Below are 13862 nucleotides of genomic sequence, written 5' to 3'. Positions count from 1 at the left end.
CACCGCGTCCCCGGCTCCCGCCGCGATCGCCTCGGCCCCTCCCACATGCTGGATCGTCGGCCGCGGTGTGGAGCGGTCGCGTGGACGGCCGCGGCGGCCCGCGTCAGGGTTCGGACCGGGTGAGGACGGTGGCCAGGTGGGTGAGGGCCGTCGTCAGGTCGGCGCGGGTGTGGGCGGCGTAGCCGACGACGACACCGTCACCGGTGGGCGGGCCGGCGTGGTGGTAGCGGGCCAGGCCGTGCACCTCGACCCCGAGCGACCGCGCCCCGGCGACCACGCCGTCCTCCGTGCCGCGGCCGGAGGAGCCGGGCGGGGTCAGGACGACGTGCGCGCCGGCCGCCTCCCCGGTGACCGTCCACCCGGTGACGGCCACGGCGTCGCGCACCAGGTCGCGGCGGGTCCCGAGCTCGCGGCGCAGGCGGCGCAGGTGCCGCGCCAGGTCGCCCTGCGCGGCGAACGCGGCGAACACCCGCTGCCCGGCCGGGGACGGGCGGGTCCCGGTCCGGGCCCGCAGGTCGCGCAGGGCGTCGCGGACGTCCGGCGGCGCGACCAGCCACCCGGCGCCCAGCGTCTGGCTGACGATCTTGCTCGCGGTCCCGAGGTGCACCACCACCTCCGGCGCGAGCGCGGCCAGCAGCGGCAGCGGGCCGACGTCGTAGCGCAGCTCGCCGTCGTAGTCGTCCTCGATCACCAGCATCCGCTCGGCGCGCGCCCGTTCCAGCAGCGCGACCCGCCGCGACGCCGTCAGCCGGGACCCGAGCGGGAACTGGTGCGCGGGCGTGCAGTAGACGGCCGCGCACCCGGTGGGCAGCGCGTCGACGACCATCCCCTCCTCGTCGACCGGCACCCCGACGACCTCGACCCCGGCCGCGCGCAACGCCGTCACCGCCCGCACGTACCCCGGTTCCTCGACCGCGACCCGCGACCCCGCGGGGAACAGCCGCGCGAGCTCGGCGATCGCGGCGGAGCTCCCGGCGGTGGCCAGCACGTCGTCCGGGTCGGCGGTCAGGCCGCGGTGGCGCAGCAGGTGCTCGGCGACGACCGCGCGGAACGCGGGCACCCCGTCCGGCCGAGGTGCGTCGTCCGGAGCCGGGTCGGCCGCGGCCCGCCACGCCCGGCGCCAGGCCGCGCGGTCGAGGACGTCGACGCACGGCGTCCCCGGTGCGAGCGACAGCAACCCCGGCCCGCCACCGACGGTCGAGTGACGCGCGACGGCGGTCCCGGCGCCGGCGCGGAGCCGTGGTGCGTCACCCACCGATGCCGTGGCGCCGGTCGGGGTCCCGGTGCCGGGTGGGGGTGGAGCGAGGTGCCGAGTCGTGGCGGACGCCGAGTGGCGCGTCATCGCGTCCACAGCGCCGTTCCGGGTCCATGACGCGTCACTCGCACTCCCGCCGACCGTCCCGGTCGCGGCCGGGCCCGGGTGGACGCGTGGAGGTGTGCAGAGCACAGGAGCCCCGTCGTGGTCCCCGGGCGGGGCTCCGGGGCGGCCGGTGACGAACGTCCCGGCCCCGACCCGGCCGTGCACCCACCCCTCGGCGAGGAGCTGTTCGTACGCCGCCGCGGTGACGGTCCGGCTCACCCCCAGCTCGACGGCCAGGGCGCGTGTCGACGGGAGCCGGTCGCCGGGGCGCAGCGCCCCGCGCACGGCGGCGTCACGCAGCCCGTCGGCCAGCTGCACCGCCAGCGCCACCGGCGACCCGCGGTCCAGCAGGACCGGCGGCACGTCCGCGACCACCATGGATCGGCCTCCTCGATCATGTTGGGATTGGCCGTTCCAGGATGCCACTGGTCGATCCACACTGGGACCCGTGAGTACGACGCCGCTCTCCCCCACCCCACGCAGCACGATCGGCCGCAACGCCGTCCGCGCCCGGACCGAGCGCTCCGACCTGTACGACGTCCTCGACGCCGGCCTGGTCTGCCACCTCGGCTTCGTCGTCGACGGGGCACCGGTCGTGCTGCCCACCGCCTACGGGCGCGACGGCGGGACCCTCTACCTGCACGGGTCCTCGGGCGCCCGGTACCTCAGCGGCGCCGAGTTCCCGGCGTGCGTCACGGTCACGCACCTCGACGGCGTCGTGCACGCCCGCGCGGTGATGCACTTCTCGATGAACTACCGCAGCGCCGTCGTGCACGGGACCGCGCGCCGGGTCACCGACGCCGACGAGCGGTGGGAGGCGCTGCGCGTCGTCGTCGAGCACCTGACGCCGGGGGCCTGGGAGCACGCGCGGCAGCCGAACAGGCGGGAGCTGGCGGCCACCGCGGTGTTCGCGCTCGACCTCACCGAGGCCAGCGTGAAGATCCGCACCGGACCACCGTCGGACGACACCGAGGACGTCGACGCGGACGCGGCCTGGGCCGGCGTGGTGCCGGTCCGCACCGTGTTCGGCGAGCCCGAGCCGTCCCCGGACCTGCCCACCTCCTGGTCGGTGCCCGCGCACCTGAGGGCGGACCACGATCGGGAACCCATCACGTAGTCTCGCGCCACGTGAGCGCGCCCCCCGAGCACCCCGCCGCCCGGCCGTACCCCGAGGCCGAGCGACTCGATCTGGTCGACGACCTGCACGGACACCGCATCCTGGACCCCTACCGGTGGCTCGAGGACCCGGACGACCCGCGCACCGTCACGTGGTCGGCCGCGCAGGACGACCTCGCCCGCGCACAGCTGGACGCGCTGCCCGGCCGGGCCGCGCTCGGCGCGCGGCTGGAGGAGCTGCTCGCCGCGGGGGCGGTGTCGGTCCCGCTGTGGCGGGCCGGGCGCCGATTCTTCTCCCGGCGCGACCCCGGCGGCGAGCACGCGGTCGTCCTCGTCCGCGACCCCGGTCCGGACGGGCCCGGCACCGGTCCCGAGCGGGTGCTGCTCGACCCGATGGCAATCGACCCGTCCGGGCTGACCACGCTCGACTCCTGGGTGCCCGACCTGGAGGGGCGGCGGCTGGCCTATCAGCTCTCGGTCGGCGGTGACGAGCAGTCGGTGCTGCACGTCCTCGACGTCGCCGACGGCTCGCCGGTCGAGGGCCCGATCGACCGCTGCCACTACTCCTCGATCGCCTGGCGCGACGGCGGCGCGGAGTTCTTCTACGTCCGCAAGGTCGCCCCGGAGGAGGTGCCCGAGGGCGAGCAGGACTTCCACCGCCGCGTCTGGCGCCACCGCGTCGGCACCGACCCCGACACCGACGAGCTGGTCACCGGCCCCGGACTCTACGACGACCACACCTACTACGGCGCGAGGCTGTCCCGCGACGGCCGCTGGCTGCTGGTGTCCGGGTCGATCGGCACCGCACGCAAGGACTCGATCTGGATCGCCGAGCTCGACGGCGACGCCGCGGTCCCGGAGCTGACGCCGATCCTCACCCAGGACGACGACGTGCAGGCCATGATGTGGGTCGAGCGCGACGGGCTGCTCTACGCCGTGACCACCGACGGCGCCCCGCGCTGGCGCCTGGTCGTCACCGACCCGCGCACGCCCGGTCGCGAGCACTGGCGCGAGCTGGTCGCCGAGGACCCGGAGTCGGTGCTGGAGGGCGCCCGCTGGCTGGAGCCGGCACCGGGTTCCGGCGACGAACCGCTGCTCGTGCTGGCCCGCGCCCGGCACGCGGTCGGCGAGGTCGCCCTGCACGGCGTCGACGGCAGCCCGCGCGGCACCGTCACGCTGCCGGGCCCTGGGTCGCTGACCGGCCTGTCCGTGCCCGACCGCGACACCCCCGAGCTGTGGGGACGGCTGTGGGTCGGCTGGACCGACCTGGTCACCCCGCCCGCGGTGCACCGCGGCGACCGCACCGGCTCGCTCGTCCTCGACACACCGAGCCCGGGCCGCGTCGCCGGGGGACGGACGGAGGCGGAGCCGACGGGGCGGGTGGACCCGGTGCCGGACGTGCGCTCCGAGCAGCGGGCGTTCACCTCCGCCGACGGGACGACGGTGCGGATGTTCGTCGTCACCCCGGCCACCGGCGACGGTCCCTGGCCGGTGCTGATGACCGGCTACGGCGGCTTCGGGATCAGCCGCGAGCCCGCCTACAACACCACCGCGCTGGCCTGGGCCGCCGCGGGCGGCGCCTACGTGCTCGTCTCACTGCGCGGCGGTGGTGAGGAGGGCGCGGCGTGGCACCGGGCCGGCAAGCGCGAGTCCAAGCAGAACGTGTTCGACGACCTGCACGCCGCCGCCGAGACGCTGATCGCCGACGGCACCACCACCCCGGAGCGGCTCGCCATCTCCGGCGGCTCCAACGGCGGCCTGCTCGTCGGTGCCGCGCTCGTCCAGCGTCCTGACCTCTACCGCGCGGTGGCCTGCTCGGCGCCGCTGCTGGACATGGTCCGCTACGAACGGTTCTCGCTGGGCCGCACCTGGAACGAGGAGTACGGCACCGCCGACGACGCGACCGAGCTCGGCTGGCTGCTCTCCTACTCGCCGTACCACCACGTCACGGCCGGGACGGAGTACCCGGCCGTGCTGTTCACCGTGTTCGACTCCGACACCCGGGTCGACCCCTGCCACGCCCGCAAGATGTGCGCGGCGCTGCAGGCCGCCACCACCGGCGACCCCGCCACGGACCCGATCCTGCTGCGCCGCGAGACCGACGTCGGGCACGGCGCCCGCTCGGTCTCGCGCAGCGTGGCGCTGTCGGTCGACACGATGGCGTTCCTGGCCGCCCGGACCGGACTGGAGCTGACGTGATCGTCCCCGCCCAGGTCGACGACCTGATCCCGCCGTCGCCGCTGGAGGACCGGCCCGCGTGCGCCGCCGACCTGGGGTCCTGGTGCTCGACGTTCTACCGCTACACCCACAACGACTTCCTGTCCCGCTCCGCGGACACGATCATGGACAAGGCGATCACGATCGCGTTCATCGTGGTCGTGGCGTTCCTGGTGCGGTGGCTGGCGCACCGGGCGATCAACCGCCTGGTCGAGGGCGCGACGAACGGGTCGATGACCAAGCTGCTCGGGCGTGCCCCGAAGCGGCTGCGCACGGTGGCGTCGCCACTGGTCACGCAGCGACGCGCACAGCGGGCGATGACGATCGGCTCGGTCCTGCGGTCGATCACCTCGGCGGTGGTACTGCTGGTCGGGTCGGTGATGGTGCTCGCCGAGTTCGGGGTCGCGCTGGCCCCGATCCTGGCCTCGGCCGGCGTGCTCGGCATCGCGATCGGTTTCGGCGCGCAGAACCTCGTCCGCGACTTCCTCTCCGGCATGTTCATGCTGCTCGAGGACCAGTACGGCGTCGGCGACATCGTCGACCTCGGCGAGGCCTCCGGCACCGTCGAGGCGGTCGGCCTGCGGATCACCACGGTCCGCGACATCCAGGGCACCGTCTGGTACGTCCGCAACGGCGAGATCCTGCGCGTGGGCAACAAGAGCCAGGGCTACGCCGTCGCCGTCATCGATCTGCCGTTGGCGCACAACGCCGACATGGAGGAGGCGACCGAGCTCGCCGGCACCACCGCGGTGGAGCGCGTCGCCGCCGACGACATCGCCTCCGACGTCCTGGAGGCCCCCGAGGTGCTCGGTGTGGAGAGGATCACCTCCGAGGGCGTGGTGTTGCGCATCACCGTCCGCGTGCACCCCGGGAAGCAGTGGGCGGTGCAGCGCGCGCTCAACGCCGCCATCACCGACGCCTTCGACGACCACGACGTCCCGCGCCCGCTCGTCTACCCCCGCGCGACGACCGAGGCCGCCGAACCCCGGCCCTGAACCGGCGCCGGGACGATGCTCCGCGGCCCGGGTCCTGCCCGGGCCGCGGGCATGCGCCACGATGGTCGGGTGAGTGCCCCGCAGAACTTCTATGCCGAGGTCGGCGGCGCGCCGGTCTTCCACGGGATCGTCCACCGCTTCTACGAACAGGTCGCCGAGGACGAGATCCTGCGCCCCCTCTATCCCGAGGAGGACCTCGGTCCGGCCGAGGACCGGCTGCGGATGTTCCTGGAGCAGTACTGGGGCGGGCCGCGGACGTACTCGGACCAGCGTGGTCACCCTCGGTTACGGATGCGGCACATGCCGTTCAAGGTCGGACCGATCGAGCGCGACGCCTGGCTGCGGTGCATGAAGGTCGCCGTGGACGAGGCTGACCTCGACGAACAGCACCGTGCGCAGCTGTGGCACTACATGCAGTACGCGGCGGCCAGTATGGTCAACTCCGACTTCTGATCTCGGTCCGCACACCTGGCATGATGACTGTCCGTGAGCTGGTGGCGGAACGCGGTCCTGTACGGGATCGACGTACGTGCGTTCTGTGACGCCGACGGCGACGGCACCGGTGACCTCGACGGCGTCCGGGACCGGCTGGGCTACCTGGACCTCCTCGGCGTCGACGCGCTGTGCCTCGGCCCGGTCCCGCAACCGTGGCCGGTGCCGACGTGGGACGCCCTGCTCGACGACGCCCGCGACGCCGGTCTGAGGGTCCTGGTCGACGTCGATCCCGGGCACACCGGCACCGGCCACGACTGGTTCCTCGACGCCGTCTCCGCCCCCGCGGGCAGCGCCGAGCGCGAGCGCTTCCACTTCCGGCCCGGCCGGGGCCCCGCCGGTGACGAGCCGCCGACCGACTGGCACGCCCTCGACGGCGGCCCGGCCTGGACCCACGTCCCGGCCCACGGCGGCACCGGGGACCCGGGCGCCGGCGAGTGGTACCTGCACCTGCCCGGACCCGGACGCCCGGACCTGAACTGGGCCAACCCCGAGGTCTGGGCCGAGACCGACCGCACGCTGCACGCCTGGATCGAACGCGGCGTCGACGGCGTCCGGATCGACCTCCCGCACGCGCTGCACGGGCCGGAGGACTGGGCCGACGACCCGCGCCCGTCGGCCCGCGGACCGCTCGCCGGGCCCGACGACCCGCGCCTGGACCACGACGTCGGGCACGAGATGCTCCGGACGGTCCGGGCGGAGCTCGACCACCACCCGGACCGGATCGCGGTCGCCCGCGTCGACGTCGCCGACCCCGCGCGCTTCGCCCGCTACGGCGCCGCCGGGGAGCTGCACCTCGCCGTCCGCACCGACCTCGCGCACTGCCGGTTCGACGCCACGACGATCCGCGCGCTCGTCGACCACTCGCTCGTCGCCGTCCGGGCCGCCGGCGCCGTCCCGGCCTGGACCTGCGCCGACCCGGCCGGGCCGCGCACGGCCGAGCGCCTGGGCGGCGCGGCACGGGCGCTGGCCCTGACGACGGCGCTGCTCGCCCTGCCCGGGGCCGTCCTGCTCGACGCCGGCGACGAGCTGGGTCTGACCGGCCCCGCACCGGCGCGCCCCGGCGACGCGCGGCCGCTGCTGTCCTGGGACACCGCGGCCGCGCAGCTGGAGGACCGCGAGTCGCCGCTGTCGCTGTACCGGCGCGCCCTGGAGCTGCGACGCGAGCACCCCGGCTTCGTCACGTGTGCCGGGCAGCACGACGTCGAGTGGTTCGGCGCCCCGCCGGGCTGCCTGGCGTTCCGCCGCGGCGGGTCGACGCTGGTGTGCGCGCTCAACACCTCGGCCGAACCGGTACCGCTGCCGCCGGGTGACGTGCTGTTCGCCAGCGGGCCGACGCCCGGCGGGCGGCTGCCCCCGGACACGACGGTATGGCTCGTCTGAGCAGATATCACCGTACGTGCCGGTAACCCGGTAACGACTCACTCGTTCACCTCATAGGTTGAACGACACCGGCCCTCATGGGAGTCAGGTTGCACGCAATGTCACCCCGTCCGGATAAGGCGGAGCAGATGGACGCACGGGACCACCTGTCCGGCAGCGACGCCGACGCGTCCTCCCGGCACTCGCTGAGCCGCCCGGTGGCGGTTCCGGACTTCGCGCCCGACCGCGACGCGGGGGCCGGTTTCGCGGTCGTGCTGCGCGGTTACGACCGCGCGCAGGTCGACGCCCGGCTCGCGGAGCTGGACCGGCGGATCGGCGACGAGATCCGGCGGGCCGACGCGGCCGAGTCCGCGCTCGGCGCCGCCCGGTCGCACGTGCGGCGGCTGCAGGACGCCGGGACCCCGGCGCCGGCCGCCGACGAGCGCTTCGGGGCCCGCCTCGAGCGGGTGTTGCAGGCCGCCGAGCGGGAGGCCTCCGACCTGCGGGAGAAGGCCGCCGCCGAGGCCGCGACCGTGCTCGACGGCGCGCGGACCGAGGCCGAGCAGCGCCGCCGCCAGACCGAGCAGGCCCTGCTCGGGCGGGCCGCCACCCTCGACCAGGAGTTCACCGCCCGCGCCGCCGCGCTGGACGCCCGCGAACGCGACGTCGACGAGCGCATCGCGAACGCCGAGCGCGACGCCGACCGGATCCGGTCCGACGCCGAGCGCGCGGCCGCCGACGAGCGCGCCGGTGCCGAGCGCCGGGCCGCGGACCTGATGCGCCACGCCGAGGAGACGCTGCGCGAGCAGCGCGCCGACGCCGCACGCGACGTGGACCGGCTCTCCGGTCTGCGTGACGAGGTCCGCGGGGAGCTCTCCCGCCTGCGCGGGCTGCTCGACGGCGAGCTGGACCGCGAGCCGGTCACCACCGCGCTCGACGAGGACCTGTTCGGCCGCACCGACCACGACGCCCCCGGCTCTCCCGGCTCGCCCGACGAGCCGGGCGGCTCCACCGGCGACCTGCTCACCGGCAAGCTCCGGATCGCCCCGGCCCCCGACCTGTCCGACGAGAGCCCGAACGAGCGGACGGCGATCGGTTCCATCCCGCCGTTCACGGTGTCCTCGATCGGCGTGCTCCCGTTCCGGGACAGGTCCATCGGTGCGGCGGGCAACGGCCGGTCGTTCACCACGTCGGGTGACGGCACCGCGCACGATCCGTCCGACGACGACGGGGTGACCCCCGCCGGCGGCGTCACCGGAACCGGCTCGGGGCCCCGGACCAGCGACGACGCCGGCTCGTCGAACGGCAGCGCGACCCGGTCCACGTCGTCGTCGCGGGGCCCTCGATAATCAGATCGTTATGAGCACCCGACCGTCGCAGCTCCCATGACGTCGCCGCCCGGCCGACCGGGTCCCGAGGACCGCCCGGAGCAGGACCCGGCCGACCTCGGTGAGGCCATCCGGACCGGCCGGATCCCGGTGGTCCCGGGATCGCTGGTCGACCTCGTGATGCAGTCCGGGATCACGAGCCCCGACACCGATCCCGAGGCCGCTCCGGCGACGGACGCGTCGGCACCGGTCACGCCGGGGTCGGACTCATCGGAAGCGGCGGGATCGGGCGCCCCCGAGGCTTCCGGTTCCGAGGCTCCCGACCCCGGCGACGGCGGTCTGTTCTCCCCCGGCGGCCGTCCCGCCGCCGAGGGACCCGGCACCGGGGAGGCGCTGCCCTCCGTCGACGCCTGGCCGTTCGACGGGAGCCGTTCCCCGGGCGACGACCCTGCCCCGGGCGGCACGACGTCGACCGACGACGCCGCAGCCGCCGACCACGGGTCCGGTGGTCACGGATCCGGGGACCCCGGGTTCGGTGACTTCGCATCCGGTGACTCCGACAGTGCGCTCGGCGCGGACGACCTCAGCCCTGCCGGTCACGGCGCCGGCGATCACAGCCCTGTTGATCACAGCCCTGTTGATCACGGGATCAACGACCACGGCTCCGACGACCACGGCCCGACCGGCGATACGACGCCTCCGACATCTGCCGGGTCCACCGGCGGGGTCGGCTTCGCGAACCTGGTGGGCACGCCGGACGAGCAGCCCGCCGGAGCGGACGGCACCGGCCGGGGCGACGAGCGTCCCGCGGCCTTCTTCCCCGCCACGGCCCGCCCGTCCCCCGGCCCCTCGACGGAGCCCGCGGACCCGACCACCGACACGGGCTCCCCCACCGACGGCCGTGCCCCCGCGGCGCAGGCGGTCCCCGCGGCGCAGGCGGAAGCCGAGCAGCGCGCGCGGGTCACCCCGCTGCCCCGTCGGCGGGACCCCCGCACGCCCGACGGGCTCTTCCCCGTCGCATCCCAGGACTCCCACGACGCGTCTGCCGAGGAGCACCCCCGGCCCGCCGAGCTCGACGGGGCCGCCCCCGACCACACCGGGCTCGACGGGGTCGCCCCCGACCACACCGGACTCGATGACGCCGACCTCGGTGACCTCGGCGACGACCCGCTCGGCATCGGTCCCCTGCCGTCCTCCGACGGTCCCGGCGACGGCGACGACGACGCACCCGCCACCGCGGCACCGGACACCCCGGCGACGACGTCCGGCTCCGTGTCGGAGCGTCCGTCGCCCGGCGAGCGCCCGTTCCCCGACGAGCGACTGTCCCCCGGCGAGCACCCGTTCTCCGACGGGTCCCCGTCCTCCGACGAGTCCCCGTGGACCGCACCCGCGCCGGCCGTGCTGCCGCCGATCTCCCCGGCCCCGACCGCGTACGAGCCGTTCCCGTCGGACTCCCGTCAGTCGATGCCCCCGGAGCCCTCCGCCGGGCCCGCACCCACGTCGCAGGCCGGACCCCACCGCTCCCAGCCGTGGCCCCCGCGGCCCGGATCACCCGAGCAGGAGCACTCGGAGGACACCGGTTCCGCCTGGCCCGCGACCGACCGCGGCGGCCCGGCCACCGACGTCATCCCCGCCGCCACGGAACCCGGCGGGCCGGACCGGCGCGACGCCCCCGCCGCCGACGGACGCGGTCCGGCATCCGGCTGGAGCCGTGGCTCCGACCCGGCGCTGACGTCCCTGCACGACGACCCGCTCGCACCGCGCACTCCCCGGGACCGGACGGCGAACGGGACCTCCACCGGCCTTCCCTCCGTGCGACCGGAGCCGGGCCCCGCGCCGGGCGACGCCGTGCAGCGCACCGGCGGCAACCGGCCGCTGATGCCCGGGCGCCCGCGACCCGGTGACCTCGCCCCGCACGCCGACCGCCTCCCCCGACCACCCCGGCCGACCATGCCCGGACGCCCGCCCCGCGGCGCCCCGGACGGCCGGTCGGACGACGACCAGCTCTACCCGGGCCGGACGTTCTCCGACCGCCCCGGCCAGGGGGGCACGGACGCCCCGGCCCGCCCGCCGATGCCCTCGATGCCCGGGCCCCACCGCGGCCCCCAGCCGGGCAGCTCCCAGCCGGTCGGCACACCCGACGGCCGGACGCCGCCCCGGCCCGGCGGTGCTCCCGGCGCCCCGTTCCCGGACGGTGCCCGGCACGGCGACGACGCCCGGAACGGCAGCGGTGTCCCGCGGAACGGCTTCCAGGACGGCGGTCTCCAGGACGGCGGCTTCCAGCAGGGCGGGTTCCAACAGGGCGACGGCGTCCAGCGCACGGCCGGGCACCGGCGCGTCACCGACACCGGCCCGTCCACCGCCGTCATCGCCTCCCCGGTCCTGCCCGACGCACCCGAGCAGGCGCCCGGCGCGGACGAGGCGCCGGCCCGGGAGCCCGGACGTCGTCGGCGGCCCTCTCCGGACGACGGTCCCGGCGGAGCGCCGACGCGCGACGGGGACCCGGCGATCGACCCGGCCCAGACCGCTCTCGTCCTGGGCGCCGGAGCCACGGGCGCGACGGCCCTGACCGCCACCCCCGCGGCCCGCACCCCGGACGCCCCCACCACGGACGCGGGCGACCGCACCGACGACCGGGACACGGGCGTCGCGGCCCCGGAGACCGCCCTCGACGATGCCGGACCCCGTGATGCGGCCGCACCCGAGAAGGCACCGGCACCGGTCACGACCGCGCCCAAGGACGCGATCATGTCCGCGAAGCCGCGCCGGGGCCGGGGCGTCTCGCCGGGCGGTCTCGCGATCGGGCTCGCCGCGATCCTGCTCGCGGCGCTGACGGTGTGGGCGATCGCCTACCCGTCGACGCCGGACTCGCCCGGGCCCAGATCGGCCCCGGCCGTCTCCCCCGAGGAGCAGGCCCTGCGCCCGGCCGAGGTCGCGGCCGCGGCCAGCCTGGCCGAGCCCCTGGTGCGCGCGACCCTCCCGATCGCCGAGACCCCGGCCTGGGCCGCGTCGGCCCCGAGCGGGCGCTTCACCTACCTGGCCGTGCAGTCGCCGCCGCGCCTGGTCGTCCTGGCCGCGCAGTCCGACGCCGTCGCCGCGGAGGTTCCGCTGCCCGGCCCGCCGAACTACGTCAGCGTGTCCCGCGACGGCAGCCGCGCCTTCGCGAGCATCGCCGGCGACGACGGCGCGGACAGCCGGATCGCCGTCGTGGACACCGTGACGAACCGCGTCCTGTCCACCGTCCCGGCGACCGGTGACCCGCTGCTGGCCGTCCCCTCGGTCGACGGGCGGTTCCTCTACGTGGCGGGCCGCCAGTCCGGCAAGCTCGACGAGGTCGACCCCGCCGTCGGTGTCGTCACCCGTTCCGTGCCGGTGGCCCAGGAGCCGGCCGCGGCCGCTCCGGCGCCCGACGGGGACCGCGTCTACGTGGCGAACCGCGGCACCGAGCTGCTGACCGTGCTGGACCCGGACAGCCTCACGGTGCTGGGCAGCTACAAGGTCGGCGGCGACGCCCAGGCCGTCACCGCCGCTCCGGGCGGGGGCCAGATCGCCGTCGCCGGCCCGGACGACGACACGGTCTCGATCATGGACCCGGACTCCGGACGCGAGCTCGCCACCGCCCGCGTCGAGGGCGGTCCGTCCGCGCTCGCCTGGGCGCCGGACGGCAAGCACCTCTACGTCGGCGCGCGGACCGGGGAGGCGCTGCGGGTGGTGGACACGACCACCTGGCAGGTCGTCGGTTCCGTGCCCACCGGCGGCGCACCGACCTCGGTCACGGTCAGCCCGGACGGGCGCACCGGCTGGGTCACCACACCCCGCGCCGGCACCGTCACGGTCCTGAACCTGTCCTGAGACCCGGGTCCGCCCGGGAGAGCCGGGCGGGTCAGACGGTGAGCAGCGGCAACGACGTCAGCCGGCGGCGGACGACGGCGCCGTAGCGGGCGTCGAGCCGCACCCAGGACCCGGTCGCCGACACCCGGACGACGGGCTCCTGCCCGGACGTGCCGGAGTCACCGAGGAACCCCATCCCGGACATCGCGAACAGCACCCGCATCTGCACCTTCACCGCCCGGACCGCCTTGCCGGCGTCACCCGAGGGCGGGCTCACCGTCAGCACCGTCTGGTCCAGCAGCGACGCGGGCGGGCCCATCGGGCCCGCGTGCTCGCGGGCCAGGGCGATGCCGCGCTCGGCCAGGCTGTCCAGCTCACCGGCCGGGATGTCGTCGACGACCGACCAGCCGCCGTCCGGCGGCAGCTCCTCGGCCCACGGCCCCGCCGCGGGACCGGGGTCGACCGACTCGGAGCGGTCCACCGCCAGCGACGTGAGCAGCGACGACGCCAGGACGGCGCGCTGCGCGGGCTCCATCGAGCCCGCCACCGAGCGGGTGACCAGCACGTCGAACGGGGTGTGCGCCCACGCCGTGACGAACCCGCCGGCGCTGCGCAGCTGCATGGACGCGGTCTGGTCCAGGCGCACCACGCGGGCGGTGAACGCGCCCAGGTCGTCGCGCTCGGTCGCGTCGTCGAGCCGGATCGTCACCGGGTGCTCCCGACGGTGGTGGTGTCGTCGGACCAGCGGCCCAGGAACTCGCGTTCGTCGGCGGTCAGGCGCCGCACCCGATCGGCGTTCAGGTCGTAGAGCGCCATCCGGGTCACCGCCGTCACCGCGACCGGGTCGGAGTCGTCCGGCCCGTCGTGCATCTCGTAGCCGATCGTGAACGACGCGGCCCGCACGTCCCGGACGTCCATCGTCACCCGTAGCGGCTCCGGCCGGTACGCGATCTGGCGTCTGTAGGTGACCTCGAGCCCGGCCACCAGCAGACCGGTGGAGAACCCGGCCAGCCCCTCGGAGCCGGCCGCGGTGAACGCCAGCTCGACCCGGGCCTCCTCCAGCAACGTGACGACCCGCGCGTGGTTGACGTGACGGTAGGCGTCCTGGTCGGTCCAGCGCAGCGGGACCTGGGTGACGAATCGGGACACGGGTGAACCCTC

General features: G+C 76.0%; 10 protein-coding genes. 7 read left to right on the top strand and 3 right to left on the bottom strand.

Going from position 1 to position 13862, the window contains the following annotated elements:
- Positions 1-103 precede the first annotated feature (103 nt).
- Positions 104-1738 carry an aminotransferase-like domain-containing protein gene (locus EV383_RS07350; protein WP_130289207.1) on the bottom strand — a complete coding sequence of 545 codons (1635 nt, stop codon included), beginning with the start codon at positions 1736-1738 and terminating at the stop codon, positions 104-106.
- A gap of 70 nt (positions 1739-1808) precedes the next feature.
- On the opposite strand from EV383_RS07350, the gene EV383_RS07345 reads away from it, so the two are divergent.
- The 7 genes from EV383_RS07345 (at position 1809) to EV383_RS07310 (ending at position 12722) form a co-directional block, all read left to right on the top strand.
- Entirely contained in the window at positions 1809-2477 is a 669-nt protein-coding gene (locus tag EV383_RS07345; RefSeq protein ID WP_242622952.1) for a pyridoxamine 5'-phosphate oxidase family protein, read from the top strand.
- A gap of 11 nt (positions 2478-2488) precedes the next feature.
- Positions 2489-4675 (top strand): prolyl oligopeptidase family serine peptidase, encoded by a 2187-nt coding sequence (locus EV383_RS07340; protein WP_130289205.1) that lies wholly within the window; start codon positions 2489-2491, stop codon positions 4673-4675.
- Entirely contained in the window at positions 4672-5688 is a 1017-nt protein-coding gene (locus EV383_RS07335; protein WP_242622951.1) for a mechanosensitive ion channel family protein, read from the top strand. Before EV383_RS07340 ends, EV383_RS07335 begins: the two co-directional genes overlap by 4 nt.
- A 69-nt stretch (positions 5689-5757) precedes the next feature.
- Positions 5758-6141 (top strand): globin, encoded by a 384-nt coding sequence (locus EV383_RS07330; RefSeq protein ID WP_242622950.1) that lies wholly within the window; start codon positions 5758-5760, stop codon positions 6139-6141.
- Positions 6142-6174: 33 nt separating this feature from the next.
- Entirely contained in the window at positions 6175-7563 is a 1389-nt protein-coding gene (locus EV383_RS07325; protein ID WP_130289203.1) for an alpha-amylase family glycosyl hydrolase, read from the top strand.
- Between the two features lie 128 nt (positions 7564-7691).
- The gene (locus tag EV383_RS07320; RefSeq protein WP_130289202.1) at positions 7692-8891 is read left to right on the top strand and encodes a hypothetical protein; all 1200 of its coding nucleotides are present in this window, start codon (positions 7692-7694) and stop codon (positions 8889-8891) included.
- Between the two features lie 36 nt (positions 8892-8927).
- A complete protein-coding gene (locus EV383_RS07310) occupies positions 8928-12722 on the top strand; it encodes a YncE family protein (protein ID WP_165438267.1) in 3795 nt (1264 codons plus the stop codon).
- Between the two features lie 31 nt (positions 12723-12753).
- On the opposite strand, the gene EV383_RS07305 is transcribed toward EV383_RS07310, so the two are convergent.
- Together EV383_RS07305 and EV383_RS07300 are read right to left on the bottom strand one after the other, a co-directional pair.
- Positions 12754-13410, bottom strand: a complete 657-nt coding sequence (locus EV383_RS07305; RefSeq protein ID WP_130289200.1) for a DUF8185 domain-containing protein — start codon at positions 13408-13410, stop codon at positions 12754-12756.
- Positions 13407-13850 carry an acyl-CoA thioesterase gene (locus EV383_RS07300; protein ID WP_130289199.1) on the bottom strand — a complete coding sequence of 148 codons (444 nt, stop codon included), beginning with the start codon at positions 13848-13850 and terminating at the stop codon, positions 13407-13409. The genes EV383_RS07305 and EV383_RS07300 overlap by 4 nt, the downstream gene beginning before the upstream one ends.
- Positions 13851-13862 lie beyond the last annotated feature (12 nt).

Origin of the sequence: Pseudonocardia sediminis (genome assembly GCF_004217185.1) — a bacterium.
Taxonomy (GTDB): domain Bacteria; phylum Actinomycetota; class Actinomycetes; order Mycobacteriales; family Pseudonocardiaceae; genus Pseudonocardia; species Pseudonocardia sediminis.
Note: the sequence above shows the minus strand (reverse complement) of the source record. Positions and strands in the feature narration are given on the sequence as shown.